This window comes from Legionella beliardensis (genome assembly GCF_900452395.1).
Lineage (GTDB): Bacteria > Pseudomonadota > Gammaproteobacteria > Legionellales > Legionellaceae > Legionella_C > Legionella_C beliardensis.
In genome coordinates this window covers 808,486-832,784 of record NZ_UGNV01000001.1, presented here as the reverse complement: position 1 = coordinate 832,784, position 24,299 = coordinate 808,486, and the positions used below count along the sequence as shown (strand labels likewise).

Sequence of the window (24,299 nt, the reverse complement as noted above, 5' to 3'; positions counted from 1 at the left end):
TACATCAATTTAAATAGCAATTAATAATGCCTATTCCTTAATACCAGAATTTAAACCTAGCGCTTTCGGTAATTCATCTGCAATGGCTGTGCCGACGTTGCGGCTAACCTTTTCAAAGACACTTTGTTTATGGGTGTAATCGATGACAATAGTAGCTTTTAAAACATCGCGCGCCAATTGCCCACTGCTGGCAAAGCCATCAATAAGTCCGCGTGCTTTAGCTTGCTTTCCAGTCCAAAAAAGACCAGAAAACGTTTGATTATCAATCACTAAACGAGAACCCCGCCCTTCTTTAACTCGATTAATAAATTGCTGATGGACCTCATTTAACATTGTTTGCAATAATTGCTGTTGTTCTGGCGTCACGGGAGAGAATGGATCTAAAAAGCCTTTATAATTACCTGCTGTTTGTAAGCGACGAGAAACACCTAATTTTTGCATGGTATCTACAAAGCCAAAACCATTATAAATCACCCCTATTGAGCCTACTATACTTGATTCATTAGCATAAATCTCATCTGCGGCGGCAGCAACATAATAAGCAGCAGACGCGCAAACATCCACACAGACTGCATATATTTTAACGTTAGGGTATTTAGAATGATAATAATGCAACGCATTATACATATAATCTGCTTGCACAGGACTGCCGCCAGGGCTATTAATACGAACAATTAGCGCTTGTAGAGATTTGCTTTTATACGCTCTATCTAATCCTTTAACAAAATTTTCAGCGCTTCCAGAACCTTCCCGCTCTATCGTGCCATCCAAATCGATTAAGCCTGCATGGGCTTTATCTAGCGTATCTTTCTCATCTTCAAATAGGCCATTTAATTTAAAATAGGCCATAATGATTAGCAGAACAATAAGAAAACGAAATACCCAACGCCAACGGCGCTTACGTTTTTGGTCACGCATATACTCAAGTATGATTTGATTTAATAGCGCTTGTGAATCAGACTGTTGGTTAGGAAAATTATTCATAATATACCGCTACACTACTTGTTTTTTAGATTTCAGCCCTTATTTTACGGCAGTAAGACTGTGATTAACACCTTTGGACTAGTACTTATAGATGAAGGTCGGTATTTAACCAGACTTAACTTATGCAAGCAAGCATAAATAAGTCCTGATAGAGAGGTTACAAATGCGAATGGATAAACTTACCTCAAAATTTCAAATGGCTCTTGCAGATGCCCAGTCTTTAGCACTAGGCAGGGATAATAGTTTCATTGAGCCTGAACATGTTTTAAAAGCATTACTTGATCAACAAGGCGGCAGTACCAGGCCTTTGCTAACTAAAGCAGGCATCAATATTGCCCAATTACGTACATCCCTTGATCAAGCGCTTGAACGCTTGCCTAAAGTTACAGGCACAGGCGGTGACATTCATATTTCAAACGCCCTAAATCGCTTGCTTAATTTAACTGATAAATTATCGCAGCAGCGCAAAGACGCTTATATTTCCAGTGAACTGTTTTTATTAGCTGCCATAAGCGAAGATGGCAATCTGGAACGCTTGCTTAAGCAAGCAGGCGCAACAAAAGAAGCGATAGAAAAGGCGATTAATGATGTACGCGGCGGAGACGCAGTTAATGATCCTAATGCCGAAGATCAACGCCAAGCATTAGAAAAATATACCCTCGATTTAACAGAGCGCGCCGAGCAAGGCAAGCTTGACCCGGTTATTGGCCGTGATGATGAAATTCGTAGAACCATTCAAGTATTGCAGCGACGTACTAAAAACAACCCTGTTCTCATTGGTGAACCAGGTGTTGGTAAAACAGCGATTGTAGAAGGTCTTGCTCAACGTATTATCAATGGCGAAGTGCCAGAAGGCTTAAAGAATAAACGTCTACTTTCACTTGATATGGGTGCACTCATTGCTGGCGCCAAATTTCGCGGTGAATTTGAAGAGCGCTTAAAAGCCGTTTTAAAAGATTTAAGTAAACAAGAAGGTCAAATTATTTTATTTATTGATGAATTACATACGATGGTTGGCGCGGGTAAAGCCGAAGGTGCAATGGATGCTGGAAACATGCTAAAACCTGCATTAGCGCGGGGTGAATTACATTGTATTGGTGCGACTACACTTGATGAATACCGCCAATACATTGAAAAAGACGCAGCCCTTGAGCGTCGTTTCCAAAAGGTGTTAGTTGATGAACCTTCAGTAGAAGATACGATTGCTATTTTGCGTGGCTTAAAAGAACGTTATGAAGTTCATCATGGCGTTGAAATTACCGATCCCGCCATTATTGCGGCAGCGACGCTGTCACACCGTTATATTAGTGATAGACAGCTTCCTGATAAAGCAATTGACTTAATTGATGAGGCAGCAAGCTTAATTCGTATGGAAATTGATTCCAAACCTGAAAGTTTAGATAAACTTGAGCGCCGCTTAATTCAATTAAAGATAGAACGCGAAGCATTAAAGAAAGAAAATGATGAAGCGTCTAAAAAACGATTACAAGATTTACAGCACAGTATTGATGAATTAGAAAAAAATTACACTGATTTAGAAGAAGTTTGGAAAGCAGAAAAAGCAACCTTACAAGGTGCAACTCATATTAAAGAAGCACTAGAGCAGGCTAAAGTAGAATTAGATACTGCAAGGCGTGCTGGTGATTTAGCAAGAATGTCTGAATTACAATATGGTCGTATTCCTGAGCTTGAAAAACAACTCCTGCAAGTGAATGAACAAGAAGATAACACCGAGCACCGCTTAGTTCGCAATAAAGTCACCGAAGAAGAAATTGCGGACGTGGTTTCTAAATGGACAGGCATCCCTGTAGCTAAAATGCTTGAAGGTGAAAAAGAAAAACTCTTGCATATGGAAGAAGCACTGCATAAGCGTTTAATTGGTCAGAATGAAGCAGTGGATGTGGTTGCTAATGCGATTCGACGTTCACGAGCAGGTCTTTCTGACCCTAACCGACCCATCGGTTCTTTCCTCTTTTTAGGGCCAACGGGGGTTGGTAAAACCGAGCTTTGTAAAGCCTTAGCGGCATTTTTATTTGACACGACTGAGGCGATGGTACGTATTGATATGTCTGAATTTATGGAAAAACATTCTGTCGCTCGTTTAATAGGTGCACCCCCTGGCTATGTGGGTTATGAAGAAGGCGGCTATCTAACAGAAGCCGTCAGACGCAGGCCTTATTCAGTGATTTTGCTTGATGAAATTGAGAAAGCACATACGGATGTTTTTAATATTTTACTGCAAGTCATGGATGATGGCCGCTTAACAGATGGCCAGGGCCGTACCGTTGATTTTCGCAATACAGTCATCGTGATGACTTCTAATTTAGGCTCACACTTGATTCAAGATATGGCGTCTAAAGTAACCTATGATCAACTTAAGGAAGCAGTTATGGGTATTGTTACTCAACACTTTCGTCCTGAGTTCATTAATCGAATTGATGATACGGTTGTGTTTCATCCGCTTACGCAAGAACAAATTACCACAATTGCAGGTATTCAAATTAGTAACCTACAACAGCGTTTGCAACAACTCAATATCCATCTAGACGTTGAGCTCACAGCACTTGCGTACTTAGGAGAAGCGGGATTTGATCCTGTCTATGGCGCAAGGCCTCTTAAGCGCACCATTCAGCAAGAACTAGAAAATCCACTAGCACAAGCCTTGTTAACTGGCGAGTTTACTTCAGGTGACACCATCCATGTCACGTTAAAAGATAACCGATTAGCTTTTACCAGTGAAGAAATAGCAGAAATTCGACATTAATGCTTAAAAGTACTCGAGCCAAAGTAAGAGGAAGATAATTAAAATGTAGCCTGGGTGCAGGGCCAAAGGACCGTAACCCGGGTTTCACTTCGTTTCACCCAGGCTACATTACGGTTTTCTAGGAAATATAACCACGTAAATTAATAATTATTTAAGCTAATAATTAGACCTAAGCCATCACATCAATAATATAGTAGCAGGAGCAAATTAAACGAATGGATAAAATAAAATTTGGCTATCATGTTTCTCATGAACAATTTTCCCCTACCGAGCTACTCGATTATGTTAAACAAGCAGAAAAAGCCGGTTTTGATTTTGCTTTTTCTTCTGACCACTTCCATCCCTGGAATAGGAAACAAGGTAATTCGGCATTTTCTTGGGCATGGCTTGGTGCTGCCATGAGCCAGACATCTTTTGAATATGGTTTAATCAATTGCCCAACTTTCCGTTACCACCCAGCCATGGTTGCGCAAGCGGCAGCGACTATCGATATGATGTTTCCAGAACGCTTCTGGTTATGTGTTGGTAGCGGTCAGGCGCTGAATGAAGCCATTACAGGACAGCATTGGCCAAACAAACATGAAAGAAATGCGAGACTTAAAGAAGCTGCAACGATTATTAAAGCACTTTGGCGTGGTGAAACAGTGACTCACAAAGGCTTATTAACGATTGAGGAGGCAACACTTTATACCCAGCCCAGAAATAATACGCTCCCCTTATTTGGTGCGGCTATCACACCTGAAACAGCAGCCTGGCTAGCTTCTTGGGCAGATGGTTTAGTCACTGTGTCTCAACCTATTGAACAAGTAAAAGCCGTTGTTGCAAGTTGGCAAAAAAATGGGGGCCAAAATAAGCCAATGATTTTAAAAGTACAATTGTCTTATGACCATTCACAAGACGCAGCCTTAAAAGGTGCTTTTGAACAATGGAAAAGTAATATTTTTGGCAGTAGTATGTTGTCTGAATTAAGAACACCTGAACAATTTGAACAAGCGGCCGCGTTAATTCAACCCGAGCAGCTATATGACTATGTCACTATTTCAGCCTCTCCTAAACAACATATTCACCAATTAGAAGAATACATAGCGCTTGGGTTTAAAAAAATTGTACTGCATAATGTTAATACAAGTCAGACTAATTTTATTCTCAACTTTGGCAATCACGTTTTAAATTATTTTAAATAATACGGTCATTATGACTTCCAGGCTAATACATGATGTCTTAGCCTGGTACACTTTTTACTTAACCAGCATGGCCTGCATGACGTAAATGGGGAAATAAAATAACATCACGAATAGAGGGCGAGTTTGTAAAAAGCATCACTAATCTATCAATTCCTATGCCTTCACCTGCAGTTGGTGGCAAACCGTACTCAAGCGCTTCAATATAGTCATAATCAAAGTGCATAGCCTCTAGATCGCCTGCTTCCTTTTCAGCAACTTGTTTTTGGAAGCGACCAGCTTGATCGTCAGCATCATTAAGCTCTGAAAAACCATTCGCTATTTCACGGCCTGCAATAAAAAATTCAAACCGATCAGTAATGGTTGGGTCTTCGTCATTACGTCTTGCCAAGGGCGACACTTCAGTTGGGTAGCCAGTAATAAACGTTGGCTGAATCAATAAATGCTCAACTGTTTCTTCAAAAAGAATCATCTGTAATTTACCCAAGCCATCACTCGGCTTATAAGGCAATTGTAACTGCTCTAAGATGGCCTTGCATGCTTCTTCTGACTCTAGTTGGGCAGCCACTATATTAGGATGGTAGCGTAAAATAGCTTCTTTAACGCTTAAGCGTGCAAAAGGATCGCTAAAATTAATTTCTTGATCTTGGTAATTAATTTTTCGAGTACCTAAAACCACATCGCATAAGTATTGTAGTAAATCTTGCGTAAAATCCATTAAATCGTTGTAATCAGCATAAGCTTGATAAAATTCAACCATGGTGAATTCAGGATTATGACGTGTTGAAATCCCTTCATTACGAAAATTACGATTGATTTCATAAACCCGCTCAAACCCACCAACTACCAGACGTTTTAAATATAACTCAGGCGCAATTCGCAAAAACATGTCCATATTTAGGCTATTATGATGCGTGACAAAAGGACGTGCTAAGGCGCCGCCTGGAATTGGATGCATCATGGGTGTCTCTACTTCTAGAAACTGATGACCGTCCATGTATTGACGAAATGCTTTAATTAATTGTGAACGAATTAAAAAGGTGTGTCTCGATTCCTCGTTGGCAATCAAATCGACATAGCGCTTACGATAACGCATTTCTTGATCCGATAGCCCATGAAATTTATCAGGTAAAGGCCTTAATGATTTCGTTAATAACACAATATTGTCGGCATGCACGCTTAGTTCACCCGTATTTGTTTTAAACAATTCACCGGTTACGCCAACGATATCGCCTAAATCCCATTCCTTAAATTGCTCGTAAAGTTCGGGTAAATCATTTTGCCGAATATATACTTGCATACGCCCTGATACATCTTGCAGGTGAAAAAAACTCGCTTTACCCATAATACGCCGTAAAACAATACGACCTGCGATAGCAACCTTAATTGCAAGGCTTGCTAACTCTTCTTTTTCACAGTCTTTGTATTGGTCCATTAAATTAGCAGCAAAGTATTTGCGCCGGAAATCATTAGGAAAATTAAAACCTTGCTCGCGTAAATCAGCCAATTTTTGCTTACGAATTAAATAAACTTCACTTTCATCTAATATTGTTTCTGTCATGCTACTGCCCCTATACCGGCTTTCAAACTGGCTTCTATAAATTTATCAAGATCCCCATCTAATACAGCTTGGGTATTACTCGTTTCGACCCCGGTTCTTAAGTCTTTTATGCGCGATTGATCTAAGACATACGAGCGAATTTGTGAGCCCCAACCAATATCTGATTTTGTCGCTTCAAGCGCTTGCTGCTCTGCATTTTTTTTCTGTAATTCCATTTCATAAAGCTTAGCGCGCAGTTGTTTCATTGCGCTGTCTTTATTTTTATGCTGACTTCTATCCGTTTGACACTGCACAACAATGCCTGAAGGCATATGCGTTATTCGCACAGCTGAGTCAGTACGGTTAACATGCTGGCCCCCTGCGCCTGAAGCACGATACGTATCAATGCGTAAATCAGCAGGATTGATTTCAATATCAATGTCATCATCCACTTCAGGTGACACAAACACAGCAGCAAACGAGGTATGGCGTCTATTACCAGAATCAAAAGGCGACTTACGCACTAAGCGATGCACGCCAGTTTCGGTACGCAGCCAGCCATAAGCATGCTCACCTACGATATAAATGGTTGCACTCTTAATACCGGCTACTTCACCTGGCGAGCATTCTATTAATTCCATCGTAAAACCATGGTGCTCGCCCCAACGCAAATACATGCGCAGTAACATTTCTGCCCAATCTTGGGCTTCAGTCCCCCCTGATCCTGATTGGATATCAAGGTAAGCATTAGCATTATCCATTTTACCTGAAAACATGCGGCGAAATTCTAAATTTGCTACTTGCCTTTCCAAGGCGTCTAATTCATCAGCAACATCACTGATGGCTTCATCATCTTCTTCAGCGCGAGCAAGCTCAAAAAGCTCCATTAAATCTTGAATATTTTTAGTTAAAAACTCTAATTGATTAACGACCGATTCTAATTCGGCGCGCTCCCGACCTAGTGCTTGCGCAAGTTCTGGATTACTCCACACTGCTGCTGATTCTAATTCGCGAACCACTTCTTCTAAACGTTCACGTTTGCTTTCGAAGTCAAAGATACCCCCGAAGTGCTTGTGTTCGTTCATTTAAATCATATAAAGTTGCATTAATTTGATTAACTTCTAACATATCATTTTGAGCAATAATTAATTTAAGCGCTAGTTTACAAGGAAAGCTTAGGTGAGGCTAGAAGCAAACGTTATTTAAGCCATGTTCTTGAACCCTATACTAGCCCTTTTAAAATTTTAACGCATATTGTATAATATAAAAACACTATTTTATGTAAGCGAGATTTACTATGGATACTAAGACTGAAATTAAGAAGAAAAAAGAGCAAGAGGACTTAGCACAGCAAAAAAGAGAGGAAGAGGAGCGCTTAGAGCGGGAAAGATTTCAAAAAATGAATGAGGATTCTACTCCAGAGCCAACCAATTTATTTGGGTCAGATGAAGATGAAGATGAAGATGAAGATGCGCAAGAAAAAGCAAGGTTTGCCAGTAAATCTGACAATAAACATTGGGCAGAAATCGTTGAGGCTTTCACAAAACAACATGGCAAGGATAAGGTTGAACCAGATGGCACCTTAGTTTTTAACTCGCGCGACGAAGCAAAAGACTTTTTTAAGCAACAAGCAGAAGGCCAACCTCCTAAAGAATTCTTAGTGTGTGAAGTTGATCAAAATAGAAAACCCTCAGGTTATTATGTGTTTTCTTGTGGCTCAGGCAAAATGTATGAAGGCGCAAATCTTGCAGACATTAAAAAGCAAGTAGAAGAAGATTTAGAAAAGTCCGCTAATGACAAGAACCAGCCAGCAAATGACAAGCTCCAGCAAGGCTTAGCGCGACTCAATACTATATTAAAAAAAGAACAATTACAACAGGCTAAAGAAGAGCCTAAAAAAGACGCTCCAAAACCTCAAGATAATTTAGATGTAGATGATCAAGAAGTACATCGCAAAAATCCTGGCCTTTAAAGTTTCACATGTTACGAAATAACATTCATTTAGTGATATAAACGCTTTCATAGCGTTTATATCAAATTGAAACAAACGACTTTAACTAATTAACTACGCGGTGTAGGCGGGCTTAACACCTGCAGAGGTATTGCAACACAGTCTGGCTTTGGACTTCGCCACAGCAGAAACCTTACTTTTTTTACCAGTAAATAATTCGTTGTAGAGACGGCGGATGAACGGCCTGGCTTAGGCTCTGATTCATTCTCAGGCACAATATAAGTATCTAAATCTAAGTCATCGGCTGGTTGTTTATTTAATTGGGGCGCTGCTTTTAATTTATCCTCAACTTCCTTGACATGTTCTAATTGCGATTGCAAACGCTCCCTAATTATTTTCTCATTTCTAGCTAGCAAAAATTTTTTCACTAAAGCAATGGCTGCTATTGCTAAAAGCGTACAAATGGTAACTACAGCCCCACCAGGTACAAACGAGCCAATGGCCATTACACCAACTAATAATACTGCGGCTACCAGCTCAATAAACACTGCATTACGCTGTCTAAAATAATTATACTCATTGCGCACGTAAGTACGGTAAATATTTAAGTTATCGGTGGTAGGAATGGGCTCTCTATTTTTATATTTGATGGCATATTGCCCTAGCGAAATAATTTCTTTAGCTACATTTAAAAAAGAAGCAAACAAAAAGAGCGCCGCCATAAGAGGTGTTACGGAACCTGCCAGAATAATCCAAATAAGGTATCCAATCACATTTACGGCAAAGCCTGCTAAAATAAAAGCATTATCTTGCCAGCGGCTTGCAGATGTTTTTTTCTTATCAGAATGATTAGTATATAAATAATAAGCCGTTGAAATTGTTTTAGAAATTAAGCTTAAAACAGGCAGGCTAAATACTGATAAAATAAAGGATTGCAAGGCAATTCTTAAGCCTTTTAGCTCGGGTATAAAGAGTGAACCAACACCAAGAGATAAGGCACCAAAGCTAAGACCCGCAAGCTTTATACGACTAAATTGCGTTTTCTCATCAATTAACTGCAAAATATATACAATTTGTATAAATCCGCGTCTATTTAATTTTTCTAAAAACTGGTAGATATTTTTTTGCTTGATATAACGCGGCCATTGGGCTTTAGGAATATTTAAATTAGTTAATAGAGCCTGAACTTGCTCTAGTACGTCTTCATCATGAGCAATAATAGTTTTATGGAAATTAATTTTTAATTCATCAAGATTATTATTGTAATACTTTAATTCTTTCTTTAAAGCGCGCGAGCTTCCTCCATTAATATAAACATTAAACGCTTTTAGATTATCTATTATAGAATTCAATTCAACTAGGAGTAATAATTAATAATTTATAGTCGAGCATCTTAAAAAACTATTGTTTTATTTGCAACAGCTTAAATAGTAGACCTCTAGCAAGCGTTAAATTTTTCTTTAGTGCAAAGCATAAAAATTGATGTCATTGCGAACAAAGTGAAGCAATCCACCTACGATTTATAATAAAGCATCGTTTTGGATTGCTTCGCAAAGAGGAGCAAATGGGGATTAAAATCAAATGGCGGCTTTAAAGCAAAGCTGACTATGTAGCGTAGTAAATGTAGCCTGGGTGCAGGCCCGTAGGGCCGAAACCCGGGTTTCACTTTGTTTCACCCAGGCTACGTTTTTAGTTTATCCACGCAACAATGCCGGCTCGCAATGGCGTAATTTATACAGCCCTATGTAATAAAGCGAGCAGCTGTGATTTATCTAAATAGCCAGCGGCCGTTAATTGGCTTTGCTCTTTACCTTTAGCATCAAAAAAGATCATTTCAGGTAAACCATAAATGGCAAACCTCTTTTTAATTTTACGTGCTTCCGGCGTATCAGTGCTTATATTGACTTTTATATTCACTAAACCAGACATAGCTTTAATCACCTCGGGCTGATTAAATACCTTAGTTTCCATGCCTTGACAGTCACTACACCAAGTTGCATAAAATTCAAGAAACACTGGCTTATTTTCTTGTTTTGCCCGCGTTAAATGCTCTTCAATGGCTTGTAACGTGTCCACTTTGATAAATGGAGCTTGCGTAGCCTCTACAATGGTAGGTGATTTCAGAAAAGTAGATTGAGACTCATACAGCATCGCCCCACTTCCTATTAATGCAAGCAGGCCTAACGCTTGCATCGCTCGCTCCCCTAGTGATGATTTAGTTTGAAAAAGGCCTAAATAAAAACTAGCCAAAACAAGCAGTAAAGCCCATAAGACATTAACGATCGGCTCAGGGACGACTCTAGATAACATCCATATGGCAATCCCTAACATCAAAATGCCAAAAAACTGTTTTATTTTAACCATCCAAGGACCCGTTTTAGGCAAAAAAGAGCCATACCCAGCCCCGACTAACAGTAAAGGCATGCCCATACCTAGCGCCATAATAAAGAGAATTAACCCACCCTTTAGTACCTGCCCATTTTGCCCAATGTAAGTTAAGACACCAATTAAAGGTGCTGTGACACAAGGAGAAACAATCAAGGTTGACATCACACCCATCAAAGCAACCGAGAGAAAACTGCGATTATTTTGATTTACAGGGGTTAATCGTCCATTAAGAAAGGCAGGTACTCTTAATTCAAACAGCCCTAGCATGGTCAAAGCCATCACGACAAATAAACCACTAAAAGCGCCAATAATTAGAGGGCGTTGCATCAGTGTTTGTAAGGTATTACCTAAATAGGCCGCTAACATACCCGCTACTGCGTACGTTACAGCCATACCAATTACATAAGCTAAAGACAATCGCCAAGCTCTTGCCGATGAAAGAGAACGCTGGCCAACGATAATGCCTGATAAGATAGGCACCATAGGTAAAACACAAGGTGTGAATGCAAGTAATAAACCAAGTCCAAAAAAGGCACTTAGGTAAACCAATGGATTATTATTCTGAATAAAATGCATTAAGGTTTCAGGGTTTGACGAACTAAAACCTAAAGCCCACGTAGATTGAGCAATACACATAAGCCCAATGAAGCTTAATAAATATCTAATCGTTTTCATAGAATCCTCATCAATTAGTTAGGCAGCCATAAGCATACCTACCATTAACAATCCCTAATCAAATAATTAAGCCTTAAGCCGCTGCCAAAAACAAAGCAGCCTAAACCTTATGATTAGGAAAAAGAAAATTTTTTAAACTAGAGGATTTAAATTGGTGGCTTAAAAGGCCGTTCAATAGGAGCACATGAAGAGAACTTAGTTAGTGTAAAAAATAATAACCCAAGCCCAACGAATAGATAAGGCATAAAACCTAATTCATTTTCTATCGCTGTATAATAAGTTGATGATTGGCAGACAGCATTAATTGCAGCCCGAGTCGGGCATTCGGTTGCTTGCGTGTATTGCGTCGTGGCAGAGCCTTGATTGCTCATATAGAACAACATGGGCTTACACAAAAGTAGCGCTAAGCCGCAGACAAGAAAGCATTTAATTAGCTTGATAATAGATGTCTTCATCAGAAAAAATACTAGCACGAACTAATTAAATTAACAATAAACAAACCCTTTTCAACAAGTTTGGTCATATCATAGATACGTTAATAAAGGAATCTGCACTTTCTTTAATTAATGCTATTTCTTAATAAAGATCTTTAAGTTAAATTAAGTTTTAAAGATTTTTGGGTGATCAACGCTTTCCGCCAAGCTTTAGGCTTTCTTTCTATTTTTATTTTTCCACTCTGAATCAATTGACCCCTTCGCTAAGCTCTTTAAGCCATGATCAAGCGCAACGCGTTCATCAAATACAAAGCAATGCCCTTCCCATTTCGATTTTTCAACAGGAACAGTTTCAAGATAATTTAAAATACCGCCTTGTAATTGGTAAACCTGTTCAAAACCTAGTTTTTTTAAATACGACGTTGATTTTTCACAACGAATACCACCAGTGCAACACATGGCAATTTTTTTATCTTTTTTGTCGATTAAATGTTTGGCAACATAGTCAGGGAAATCTCTAAAGTTTTCAGTCTCAGGGTTTATTGCACCCTTAAACGTACCTAGCTTTACCTCATAGTCATTTCTAGTGTCAATAACAACCACATTAGGATCAGCTAATAATTCATTCCATTCGTCAGGGTTTAAATGAGTACCTGTAAGCTCTACCGGGTTCACTTCAGGTGCCCCTAGCGTCACAATTTCTTTACGTAATTTTACTTTCGCTTTATCAAAAGGATTTAAATCATCAAAGGTTCTACGAAACGATAAATCGCTTAAATTAGCATAACTTCTTAAATAATTTTCTAAATAATCGACTGCCTCAACACTGCCACAAAATGTACCATTGACCCCTTCGGCAGCTAAAATAATTGTGCCCCGAATATCCTTGTCCTTCATAGCCATGAGTAACGGTTCTTTCATCGTTTCATAAGCGGGGAGAGGGGTGAATTTATAGAATGTTGAAATCGTATAGCTCATTTTTTACCTAATTAAAAATTATTCTAATCAACTATATTATAATAATATTTTAAGTGAATTTTCATTTACAACAATTAAGCTGTTAATAAAAAAAGCATAGTTTATCGTAAAATAACTTTAATTAGTACTAAAAACGTTCATTTGCTTTAAGGCCAATTTAACCAATTTGTTAGCTGCCCTTTTAAACCTTCGCCGATGAGGCTCGTAATAACGATTTTTCCTATTTTTGATTACCTTAGATTAAACATGATTTAGTGTTTAATCTAACTAATCGACAGGCAATTACTAATGGTTATTGTTGCGTAGATAAATTAAAATGTAGCTCAGGCGCAGGCCCAAAGGGCCGGAACCCGGGTTTCACTGCGTTTCACCCAGGCTACAAGGTCGTTTTGATCACTTATTGTATCCACACAACAAGGTGATTACCAAATAACGCAGCGCTCATCATTAATCATGGGGCTCGGTTTCTTAATACCAAATGCTGCTGCAAATTGTGGAATATTGGCTAGCGTACCATTGACCCGATAAGCTGCTGGCGGGTGTGGATCAAGCGTTATGGCATTGCGTAATTGCTCTGGCCTTATGTTACTTGCCCAAACGTGGGCAACGCCTAGAAAGAACTGCTGATCGGGGGTAAAGCCGTCAATTGTTTTAGCCTGCTTATACGCTTGCGAATGATGAAAAGCAAGATAGGCTAATAACACCCCACCTAAATCCGCAGTTGCCTCGCCTACTACGAGATTTCCTTGTATGGCCAAACCATCTACTTTATAGCCTGAATATTGTTTGACAATACATTCCGTTGCCTGATGAAACCGTGCCCAATCCTCTTTAGCCCACCAATTTTCTAAATTACCATGACCATCAAATTGAGCACCCTGATCATCAAAACCATGGGTTATTTCATGTCCAATAACAAAGCCAATGGAACCATAATTAACTGCCTCTGGTGCATTAGGATCAAAAAACGGTGGTTGTAAGATGCCTGCAGGAATATTGATATTATTCATAGAAGGATCATAGTAGGCATTAATTGTTTGTGGCGTCATGCCCCATTCATCCCTATCTACTGGTTTATCAATTTTATTTAAATCGCGCTTAATTAAAAATTGATTAGCGCGGATAATATTTAATACATAAGGGCCTCTATCAATTTTTAACTTAGAATAATCACGCCATTTATCTGGGTAGCCAACCCGCTCTTCCATTAAGGCAAGTTTTTTTAGAGCAGCTTGTCTCGTGGCTGGCGTCATCCAACTAAGGGTTTTTAAATCGAGCTGCAATGCTTGACGAATATTATGTAAAATAGCTAACACTGTCTGTTTTTCTTTTTGAGAAAAATACTTTTCTACATACAATTTACCAATTGCAAAACCTAGCAGGCTATTTTCCGTATTAACAACCCTTTTCCAGCGTGGCAACAGCTGCTGTGCGCCTGATAAAGCAGTAACCATATTAAAATTTTCATCAACCCACGGTTTTGCTAAATAAGACGCAAATGCATCATAAAGGTGCCAGCGTAAATATATTTTCCAGTCTTCGAGGCTGGTAACCTGTAACATTTTACTCATTTCTTTAAAGAAATCAGGCATGCCGACATTAATTGATTTGATATGAGCCAGACCAATAGCAGCGAAATAAGTTGGCCAAGAGAAATTAGGGGTGAGTTGTTCTAACTGCTTGCGATCCATGATGTTAAATGTGGCTTTTATATCGCGTTGTTTAACCTGCGACATAGAAACCTTTGCCAAAGCTGTTTCTATTACCATAACGACAGATGCTTCATGCTTGGCAGTTGCTTGATTATCACCTGCTAACTCAAATACACGAGTAATATGTTTAAGATAAGTATCACGAATTGCTTTAAACTTAGGATCATCGCTAAGATAATAATCCCTGTCAGGTAAGCCTAATCCGCCTTGCATAGCAACCCCAATCATACGCTTGCTATTTTTATAATCTGTCATGCTGCCAAAACCAAACAAGGCATCGACCCCGATTAGCTGTAATTCGGTTATCACGGTTTGTAAATCAGCATAGCTTTGAATACTATTAATACGATCTAAAAAAGATTGCAGTGGTGTCACGCCTAATTTATTAATTGCATCTTCATCCATACCACTGTAATAAAAATCACCAATTTTCTGCTCAATGCTTCCAGAAACGGCCTGCTTATTAGCAGCCGCTTTAATTAGCATGTCATGAATTTTATCCTGGATTTGTTGTTGCAAACTATTAAACGTACTCCAACTTGAGTAATCAGGTGGTATAGGATTATTCTTTTGCCAAGTACCGTTTGCATAGCGGTAAAAATTCTCACCCGGAGCAACCTTTGTATCTAGCCAATCTAAATGCAAGTTATCGCTAGCATTGATAGTAGTAGCACTTAAAGAAGCACTCACAAAAAAAATCATAAAAGAGAATACTTTTAAAGCTAATGGCATATTATTCCTATTAGTTATATTAAACACGTTTTTTAAAATTGATTTAAAAAACCCATATTATGACTGTTAACAATAACATCAGCAATTCTTTGCGCTGCTTTGCCATCGCCATAGGGATTACTTACGCGCGCCATTGCCTCATAAATTTTTCTATCTTCTAAAATCTCTTGAGTTGCTTTCACAATACCTTCTTTTCTTACACCTACTAATTTGGCAACACCTGCTGACAAGCCTTCCACTCTTTCTGTTATTTCGCGCATTACAATTAAAGGTTTATTAAAGGCAGGCGCTTCTTCTTGGATGCCTCCTGAGTCTGTTAATACCACGTAACAACGCTGCATTAAATAAAGCATTGAGAAATAATCCTGTGGCTCAATTAAAAAAATATTTTTAATATTAGATAAATATTTTTTAACGGGCGCTTGAACATGGGGATTTAAATGAACTGGAAAAATCAACTGTACATCGTTGAATTTTGCTATTGCTGCCAATGCTTTGCAAATTGCTGCAAAAGATTTACCAAAAATTTCGCGCCTATGCACCGTAATTAATAATAATTTTTTACGTGGATCGAGGTAGGAAAATTTCTCATCTAATTGTTTTTTCATCCTACGTTTAGCGATTATTTTCTTGGTTTCTAATAAGATATCAACCACCGTATTGCCAGTAATATAGATATGACTTTCCTTGACCCCTTCTAATAATAAATTTTTTGCTGTATGGAAGGTAGGCGCAAAATGTAAATCGGCAATAGTACCTGCTAGTTTTCTATTGATTTCTTCAGGCCAAGGCGAATAAATATTGTGGCTTCGTATGCCTGCTTCAACATGGCCGACAGGGATATGATTATAAAAAGCAGCTAGCGCGCCTGCAAATGTCGTTGTTGTGTCACCATGAACTAAGACTCTATTTGGTTTATGCTTCTGAAATAGCTCATTTAAACCGGATAAAGCGGATGTTAATGTTTCTGTGATCGTTTGATCATATTTCATGATATTTAAATCATAATCACACTGAATATCAAAAAGCGATAAAACTTGTTGTAACATAAATGTATGCTGCGACGTTATACATATCTCTATTTGGGCAAAATTTCTTTTTTTTAGTTCTTTAATAACAGGAATCATCTTAATAGCTTCTGGTCTAGTACCAAATACAATAAAGATTTTCATAATCTAGGTGCCTTAAAATTAATATTTAAACAGCATTAGACATCAAAACAAATTTTACATTACAGGGTTTTAAACGGTTTATAGCCTCTCTTCTATTGTCCTCATTTGCAGGATCGGTGAGTGCTAAAGTTATAATATTATTAGCATAAGCTATGGGAAAAATCTGATTGCTTATCAACCAATTATAATGCTCGAGAGAAACATGTTCTAATTGCTCCTTTTTTAGTACAGGGAATTTTTCTGGATCTGCAATCTCTAAATTATATTGATTTGCTAAAAATTGAATTATTTTATCCGGGTTTATACCATAGTTCTTAATAAGGATTCTTCCCAATCGCTCTTGAGTTGCATGTTGCTCTTTTAATGCCTCATGCAGTTGGTCTGAGGTAATTACTTTATTTTCAAGCAATAAATCACCTAATTTTTTCTTATATTTTTTTAAAGCTGATTTTCCTGGGAAAGTATTTTTAGTTTTATCCCACTTACTGTCTTTTTTAGGTGTAAAAAAAAATGCTCGGTACGCTCTCAGTAGCGCGTGAAAATTAATTAAATTACCATAAATCGAACGCGGTATGCTTAAAAAAGCAGCTAATAAACCATAAATTCGATAAGTCGCTGCCGCTCGTTGATATAAACGAAAAAGCATCATTAATGTACAAGCTAGAATAATTACCTTACTGAAGGGATAAGTCTTGATGAGGGTTGTAAAAGTAGGCCTTGCATCAACAAGAAAATAAATTAACCAGTATGTAAATAATATATAGGCTATAAAGTTAATTAAATGGGTAACAACCGCTTTGCGATCATGAAAAAGGGTATAGCGTGTTGCTAAATTTCCTGGCCAGCCGGTATTATACCATTCTTGAAAGGTAATCCCCATAACCCAGCGAGCCCGCTGCCGAATTGCAGCGCGATAACGTGTGGGGAATAAAGCGCGTGTAGCAACCATCTCTGCTACGGGTTTCGGCACTAATTTACCAAAAAACCACCATCTTTTCCTAGTTTGGGTACGAATAATTTTTTGTACAAGAAAAATAGATTTAAGCTTTAATACGCGTATCCGTAATGACACACTGTAATCTTCTGTAAAAGAAGACACATTAAAAGGAGAGCCCTTACTTTCTCTGCTTAGAAGCTCAATCGCAGTTCTTGCAAAACCTGTACCTACTCCGGCTGAGGTAACTAAACCTCCTATGACTTCACGTGCAATCATTGTCCTAGTATGATTTTCAGCAAATTCATCATTGTAAGTCCAGTGCGTAGCAAAACTGTGGCTTACCTCTAAAGGAAACACAGGAATTTGCACCATATCTTTGCGAGGTATTAAATAATTATATAATTTTAGTGATAGCGGATGAATAACATCTTCAGCATCATGAAACAAAAATATTTCATACTGAATGTTATTTTCTTTCTCACGCTTAAGAATAAAATGGTAAATATTATTAAGGTTATCTGCTTTTGTAGTTGGCCCTGGTAGTTTTGTGACGACAGGAATAACATTACTAAAAAGCTCTTTTGCTCGCTCTACAGCTTCAATGGTTAGAGGATCATTTGGGTAAACACCAATAAAGAAGTCATAATTGGTATAATGAATCGCTGGAATATTATGTTTTAACATGTCTTCAATGACTAAATGCTCACTCCAGCAAGCCACCATAATAGCTATTTTTTTCTCAGGAACTGCATCCAGTTGCTCCAGGGTTAAAGGCTGATAATGATATCTTAACTGCTTAATTTTTTTCCATATCGAGTTTATAAAAAAAACAACATCAAAATAGAATTCATCTAATGAGGATAGAAGTATTAAAATTGCTACTGCCATCAGTAGCCACCACATGATTAAATGTAATTCCATCGCTCCACTCAAAAATAAATGTATAATTCAGCCGTTGTTAACTTATTATGATAGCGTGGCCCATAAGGATTAGGAGAAGGGCTATTAACTTTTATATAATAACCGTTTAAATATTCAAAACGAAAAGACAAGTTATAACGATTATTGGGAATAAACTCGATACCAGGACCATATTCAACAAAGTTATTATAAAACTCTTTGTTTTTATCAAGTCCCCCCCTTCCTCTTAAATAGATATTAAGCTCAGCAGTGAGAAACTCTAAAACTCGCAATCCCTCTCGAATACTACCGTAACCAATGATGTTATCATCGTACCTAGAAAAATAAGATATATCTAAATAAGCGTTGCCAACTTCCTTAAAAGGAAATGTCCAGGTATTGACATAATCATGAGGAGCGCCCCAAATAGCGCCGTAAAGTAAACCGCCCCTTAAATCATTTCGATAACGGCGATTAGGATTAGGCTCTCGTGCAATTAGATCGTAAGCTCTACCGCCTTCAATATATAACCTTAAATTTGGCAGCTTCTGAAAAGGTGAATAACGTATACCTAACGCGGTTATCGAAACATTATCCTCAAAGATTTGTGGCAGCTGATTTTGATCGCGCTGACCTGATTTACTATCCCAGGTCGTACGATTAATTGCATAAACCTCACCTTGACTACGCTCGCCAAAGGTTCGACCTAATCGTACTTGGCTCGGAAAAATACCTAAATTAAAGCGCGAAAGGTAAATTGGCGCATAATAAACGTCAGCGAACCAAGGTTTAGAAATAATTTTGGTTTGTAGCCCCGATAAGCTAGTCATGGCACGATTAGCTTTTAATTTTAATTCAGGATCAGAGGTATAGGTTGCACTAGAAAAGTATTTATAAGCTTGTGGCTTTCTACCTAAATTATCCAGTATATAACCAATTTGCATTTTAATCTCATAATCCTTAGGTAATAGCCTTTCTATAATATAGAAGCGGTAAAGAGCGAGTTCTAATTTTTTCTCTTTTAATAATAAATAAGCAAGTTCGCGCTGGGCGACTACTTTATGTGGATAGCGGAAAACCAATTTATATAGAAGCTGCAAGGCTCGTTTAGGATTGGTTTTACGTAAATTATAGTACTCATTTAATAATCGCTCGTCTTCTGGCAATTGCGGCATGGATTTAGCCTGTTGCACCGCACCAGTTGCTGTACCTTGTTCGGTGGTTTGCATGCTCTTAATTTGCTCTCGAATTACGTTATTTTTTGGATTAATTTTTAAAACAAGTTTGAAATAATCTAACGCCAATTCGGTACGCTTTTGATTGAGTAATTGATATCCCATTTCTGCATTAGCCATCTCGTTATTGGGATTATCTCGCAAAATTTCTTTTAATAATTTAAAGGCTTCCTCTGGGCGACTTTTCTTTAATTCAAAATATTTATCCATAGGATTTTGCGCGGTTACGGTGATAGCATTTGTAGGGCTTTTATTAGCAGCTGCATTTATTGTAGCGGTTATGATACTTGCGTGTATGCGCGCATCAATATATCTAATCTGGCTTACAATAACTTTATCGTCTGGATTAATCTTTAAAACTTTGTTGAAATAATTTTTAGCCTCGTTGAGTTTATTCTCTTCCAAAAGAACGTAGCCCATTTCTTTATTTGCCTGTATATTTTGCGGATCTTCTTGCAAAATAATTTCAAGCAGCTTTTTAGCCTCTTTTGCGTCTAATTTTTTAAGCTCGTAATATTTACCCAGTTGAGCTTTAATAACAACGGCCGGAACAGAAGGCGCTTTTGCTGTTTTATCAGGGCCTTGTGCTGCAAAAAGAATAGGTATATAGGCAGTAAACTCAATTACTAGGCTTTTAATAATTACGCCAATTATCAGCAAACCTTTTGCACGATGTGCTTTTGCCATAGCAATACCTTATATGCTAACCATAGACCTATGTCCTTAGTTTGTGCGACGCCTTAAGAAAAAGCCCACAATTGCTAGAATAATAACAATAATTAAGAAGATGATAATTACGATATAGACAATATTTTGATAAGCATAAGAAGCAAAACCACCTATTTTATTTAACGATGGTGTACTTGAATTGGCTGATGACTTAGCTTCATTTTGCACATCCAACCGCGTTTCATAAGTAGCGATACTGCCCTGTTGGTCTATCGTTGCAACGTTACCACGTAATGTGGATTTAACCTGATTATCCACTAATAAATTCATAGCTTGGCTTACAGCATTATTATCTGTGCCTGTAATTAATAGAGTATTATGATTTTTATTCCACGGTGAATCGATTAACTCAACGACACCTAAGGACTCTAGCGCGGAAATAGCAAGATTAGCATTTTGACTAGCAACACTTATTTTTCCTTGTTGGATTTTTATCGGTGCATTATTCATTACTTTCGCTACCCAAGGATTATTTTCCGCGGTTCCAATAATAATGGTGTTAACTTCTCTAAGTTTGTCTTCTGTTACCTCATTTGAGCTAGCAACTTCAATTGCCTGAGACTCTACTCCCAGAGATTGCCCTAATTTTAAGAAAAAGTTTATTAATTCTCCGATTTTAAGACCAGTAAATTTTTGTGGCAAAATAACGAGCGTCCCTTTACCAACTGTCATAGGAAACTGATTTAAAGTAATATGAGGCAGCTCTTCATTAAAACTTGCTTGTAGCGTTGTTTCGCCATGTATAACGCCCCAGGCTTGATAATAATAACGAGTTGCACAACCTTCCTGTGGGACATGTAAATCAAAACTATAACTTAGTGTATTTTTTCCTGGCCTTAATGCATCACCAGAAATCTGGACTTTCCATCTAGAGTCTTGTTCATTTAGCGGTACTAATATCAGTGAGGCTTGTTTAACATCATTCACAGATACAGTCAGCATGGAGCGATCTTTATAATCAAACACAGAATGGCTTAACAAAGTATTTAAAATGATGTTCTTAGGTACTTGGTTATTAGGAAGGGTAAACGTATAAGATAAGCTATTGTGGCCCAATCCTAATACGGTTTGATCTTGATAACCCAAATCTTTTAAAGATATGGGCGCTGTATTCACTACTTGCTCATTAAATGTCTTAGGCAATGAATTTTCAGTCACTAAAACTGACTGGCCTTGTAAAAGAAGCCTAGATTGAGGTGTAGCAAAAGAATTCGCAGCCTTTATAACAGCCAAATCAGAATTACCAGTAATTGTTAATAGCCCACGTATTGGATTCCATGGTGAAACAAGCAGACGAATAATCCCTAAATCACTAGGTAATCCATTTTTTGCCTGGTCATTGATAATCGCGTTTTTTGTAAAATTTGCATCTAGGTAAGAAAATTGCTCACTCTTGCCTACAAAAATAAGGTTATTCTTTGCTTTTTCTCCTTCGCTGACTGTGTTCGCTAGCTTTGCTGTTAGATTCATTTGATTTAGTCCTAACTGAGCACCGAAAGCTCGAGCTATTTTTAATGCAGCTACCAGTTCACTGAAGGAAGGATCAGACGGTAAAACAAGTAAAGATGACGCAGACGACAGTAAATTTTTGTCAATAAAAGGATAAGGTAGATTAGCTAAATTAGGCTTAAACGCATTAATCTTATAGGATAGGGTTAGGGTTGAGTCTGGTGAGATTAAGGCCCAATTACTAGGGTTGTCATAATCTTTACAGGGATCATCTGAAACGCGAAGAAAACCAATTAGGTTTAAAGAAATCCAATCTTGCTTAAAGGCATCAATAGGTAAAGGAATAGTCCAAGGTGTAGAGTTCGTATTTTCTTGCGTTAAAGCTAAAGAAGACACAGGCTTATCATTTAGCTCTAGATTAAGGTTAGATATAGGCAATAGTAGTGGCGAATGAGAAATTACTAAGTTTAATTTAGCCTCTTTAAACTGCCATTGGATTGGAACCGGTAAATAAAAAGAGGTAGTCGCTCTATCGCCGCGCAACACATTATTACTATTCCAATTAAGCTGCTTAAATGTAAAGGTACTAGTAAATTGACTATCAAGGTCTGCTTTGGGTTTAATCGTTTTTAAACTTGGGATAGGCTCTAATTGGCTTAATTTTATACCCTGCGGCTCAATTTCATTTTCTACATTAGCTGCTTGAGTTAATGCCATAGCAAGAGAGAGACTTATTCTATCCTCGTGCAATACATTCATATTGTGCAAATTAAGCTGTTCAACGGTATAAGCGCTATCCTGCCCATCGGCGTTGGGTTCAATGGTTTCTAAACTTGGGATAGGCTCTAATTGACTTAATTTTATACCCTGTAAATCAATTTCATTGTCTACATTGGCTTCTTGGGTTAACGCAATAGGAGAAGTGAATATAAGTCCTGCTACGATAATATCTTTCCATGATAAGCATTTCACTTTGTTACCCTTAATGAAAGTAATTTAAACTAACTAACCATATTTCGTGTATTTAGTGCTCTAATAGTTTTATTACTATAATTTAAATTATCTACCTTCAGCAACAAACCATCTCAATATTCTTAAAAGAATTAGGAAAATAGCAACTAGCCTTCTTGCATGCTTGCTAAGTTGCAGTGTCATGGCGAACCTTCACCAAGTGAAAATCTAGGAAGCCTTATTCATTGCACAGGAAGATAAATGATTTGTTTTAATCTCAACTATTCTTAAATCTAAAAAATTAACAAATAATTGCGGCTATGGCAGTTAATTACTCTTAGTTAAAATACGAAAAGACTAATTATCTTTAGCCATAGATCAATTATTCCATTTATGCTATACAGTCAATCTGTTATTACAACTCAAAAGGAATTTAACATGAAACTGAAGTTAATTACGTTAGTATTATGCTCTACTTTTTCTCTTCCCACTGTCTTTGCAGCCGATACGCAAAACACCAGCAGCACTAATCAAAGTACGAGTACTACTAATCAGCAAACTAATACAACTGGCGCACAAAATAATAATACACAAAAAAACCAAATGGATGGTCAAATATTAGCTGTTCTTGTGGTATTAAATCAAAATGAAATTTCAGCAGCAGATCTTGTGTCTAAAAAGAAAGGTGTTAATTCGTCTGTAGCAAGCTATGCAAAAATGCTTTCTAAAGAGCACAATAAGAATTTAAAAGAAACCTTAAAGCTTAGCCGTAAAATTGGTGCACCGGTTCAAAATGATACCGCGAATAGTTTAAAACAGCATGGTGAAAATGAATTAGCTACTTTAAATCCTTTATCAGGCGCAGCACTTAATAAAGCTTATATTGATGCAATGGTTAACGATCATAATGCCGCAATTCAATTATTTGATAATACTTTAATACCAAATGCTGGCAATAAAAAACTTAAAGAGCATTTAACTAGCACGCGTAAACATTTAGTTAAACATTTAAAAGATGCACAAGCAATTCAAAAGAAATTAGATAAGCAAACAAATGATAATTCTGCTACTAATTCATCTAACACCTCGGATACAACAGGCACTTCTAATTCTGCTCAATAAAGGCTCAGCTAAAATTAACAGCCAAGTATCTTACTTAACAATAAGAAGAACCTAGGTTCTTCTTATTGTTCCATAATTTAAACCCAGAGCCGATTATTGATTGGTGCCAGTACCAGTAGTTCCAGTTCCGGTAGTTCCAGCGCCTGTACCAGTGGTTCCAGTACCAGTCGTGCTCGTGCCCGTAGTTCCTGTTCCTGTGCCAGTTCCAGCCGCTCCATTACCTGTCGTATCTGGTGTACCAGTCGTTGTCGTTGTTGTAGTGTTTACAGAAGTATCCGATGCAGGCACAGTAGTACTAGGTGTTTCAACATTAATTGTGTTATTTCCTGGTGCGGGTGTAGTTGTGGTATTGATAGTGTTAGGATGATCACCTAAAACATAATAAAGAATTACGCCAATAATAACTACAATGACTACTATTGCAACAATAGCTACGTTATTACTTGAATTATGGTCTGCCATTAC

Annotated in this window: 17 protein-coding genes; 4 read left to right on the top strand and 13 right to left on the bottom strand. The window is 37.7% G+C overall.

From position 1 onward, the window contains the following. Positions 1-30: 30 nt before the first annotated feature. On the bottom strand, positions 31-984 hold the full coding sequence (locus DYE47_RS03730) for a S49 family peptidase (protein ID WP_115301981.1): 954 nt from the start codon (positions 982-984) through the stop codon (positions 31-33). Between the two features lie 163 nt (positions 985-1,147). Between DYE47_RS03730 and clpB the strand changes: the two genes are divergently transcribed. After that, positions 1,148-3,748, top strand: a complete 2,601-nt coding sequence (gene clpB, locus DYE47_RS03725; RefSeq protein WP_115301980.1) for an ATP-dependent chaperone ClpB — start codon at positions 1,148-1,150, stop codon at positions 3,746-3,748. Positions 3,749-3,963: 215 nt separating this feature from the next. After that, positions 3,964-4,932, top strand: coding sequence for a TIGR03885 family FMN-dependent LLM class oxidoreductase (locus DYE47_RS03720; protein WP_115301979.1), 969 nt, complete (start codon positions 3,964-3,966; stop codon positions 4,930-4,932). A 58-nt stretch (positions 4,933-4,990) separates the two neighbouring features. Here DYE47_RS03720 and lysS read toward each other — a convergent pair whose 3' ends face one another. Both lysS and prfB read right to left on the bottom strand, forming a co-directional pair. Continuing rightward, complete coding sequence (gene lysS / locus DYE47_RS03715) at positions 4,991-6,490, bottom strand: lysine--tRNA ligase (protein ID WP_115301978.1); 1,500 nt, start codon at positions 6,488-6,490, stop codon at positions 4,991-4,993. Next, positions 6,487-7,597, bottom strand: a protein-coding gene (gene prfB / locus DYE47_RS03710; protein ID WP_115301977.1) for a peptide chain release factor 2 whose coding sequence is annotated in 2 segments (ribosomal slippage) — positions 6,487-7,521 and positions 7,523-7,597 — 1,110 coding nt in all. Because the reading frame shifts where the segments join, the coding sequence is not laid out codon by codon here. The genes lysS and prfB overlap by 4 nt, the downstream gene beginning before the upstream one ends. 169 nt (positions 7,598-7,766) lie before the next feature. Between prfB and DYE47_RS03705 the strand changes: the two genes are divergently transcribed. Further along, positions 7,767-8,441 carry a hypothetical protein gene (locus DYE47_RS03705; RefSeq protein WP_115301976.1) on the top strand — a complete coding sequence of 225 codons (675 nt, stop codon included), beginning with the start codon at positions 7,767-7,769 and terminating at the stop codon, positions 8,439-8,441. An 89-nt stretch (positions 8,442-8,530) separates the two neighbouring features. Here DYE47_RS03705 and DYE47_RS03700 read toward each other — a convergent pair whose 3' ends face one another. From DYE47_RS03700 to DYE47_RS03660, 9 genes are all read right to left on the bottom strand, one after another. Further along, positions 8,531-9,772, bottom strand: coding sequence for a hypothetical protein (locus tag DYE47_RS03700; protein WP_115301975.1), 1,242 nt, complete (start codon positions 9,770-9,772; stop codon positions 8,531-8,533). Positions 9,773-10,151: 379 nt separating this feature from the next. Next, positions 10,152-11,483, bottom strand: a complete 1,332-nt coding sequence (gene dsbD, locus DYE47_RS03695; protein ID WP_115301974.1) for a protein-disulfide reductase DsbD — start codon at positions 11,481-11,483, stop codon at positions 10,152-10,154. Between the two features lie 146 nt (positions 11,484-11,629). Continuing rightward, positions 11,630-11,938 (bottom strand): lpg1681 family protein, encoded by a 309-nt coding sequence (locus DYE47_RS03690; protein ID WP_131750068.1) that lies wholly within the window; start codon positions 11,936-11,938, stop codon positions 11,630-11,632. A gap of 189 nt (positions 11,939-12,127) precedes the next feature. Beyond that, the gene (gene trhO / locus DYE47_RS03685) at positions 12,128-12,895 is read right to left on the bottom strand and encodes an oxygen-dependent tRNA uridine(34) hydroxylase TrhO (RefSeq protein ID WP_115301972.1); all 768 of its coding nucleotides are present in this window, start codon (positions 12,893-12,895) and stop codon (positions 12,128-12,130) included. Between the two features lie 422 nt (positions 12,896-13,317). Beyond that, complete coding sequence (locus tag DYE47_RS03680) at positions 13,318-15,339, bottom strand: M13 family metallopeptidase (RefSeq protein WP_115301971.1); 2,022 nt, start codon at positions 15,337-15,339, stop codon at positions 13,318-13,320. Positions 15,340-15,371: 32 nt separating this feature from the next. Continuing rightward, entirely contained in the window at positions 15,372-16,511 is a 1,140-nt protein-coding gene (wecB, locus tag DYE47_RS03675; RefSeq protein ID WP_115301970.1) for a non-hydrolyzing UDP-N-acetylglucosamine 2-epimerase, read from the bottom strand. 25 nt (positions 16,512-16,536) lie between these two features. Next, positions 16,537-18,369: a glycosyltransferase gene (locus DYE47_RS03670; protein WP_115301969.1), complete on the bottom strand. Its 1,833-nt coding sequence runs from the start codon at positions 18,367-18,369 to the stop codon at positions 16,537-16,539. An 8-nt stretch (positions 18,370-18,377) separates the two neighbouring features. After that, a complete protein-coding gene (locus tag DYE47_RS03665) occupies positions 18,378-20,270 on the bottom strand; it encodes a tetratricopeptide repeat protein (protein WP_115301968.1) in 1,893 nt (630 codons plus the stop codon). 36 nt (positions 20,271-20,306) lie between these two features. Next, positions 20,307-22,733: a cellulose biosynthesis cyclic di-GMP-binding regulatory protein BcsB gene (locus DYE47_RS03660; protein ID WP_115301967.1), complete on the bottom strand. Its 2,427-nt coding sequence runs from the start codon at positions 22,731-22,733 to the stop codon at positions 20,307-20,309. 417 nt (positions 22,734-23,150) lie between these two features. Here DYE47_RS03660 and DYE47_RS03655 point away from each other — a divergent pair, with 417 nt between their 5' ends. Then, the gene (locus DYE47_RS03655; protein ID WP_160149837.1) at positions 23,151-23,834 is read left to right on the top strand and encodes a DUF4142 domain-containing protein; all 684 of its coding nucleotides are present in this window, start codon (positions 23,151-23,153) and stop codon (positions 23,832-23,834) included. Between the two features lie 93 nt (positions 23,835-23,927). Here DYE47_RS03655 and DYE47_RS03650 read toward each other — a convergent pair whose 3' ends face one another. Then, positions 23,928-24,296 (bottom strand): hypothetical protein, encoded by a 369-nt coding sequence (locus DYE47_RS03650; RefSeq protein WP_115301965.1) that lies wholly within the window; start codon positions 24,294-24,296, stop codon positions 23,928-23,930. Positions 24,297-24,299 lie beyond the last annotated feature (3 nt).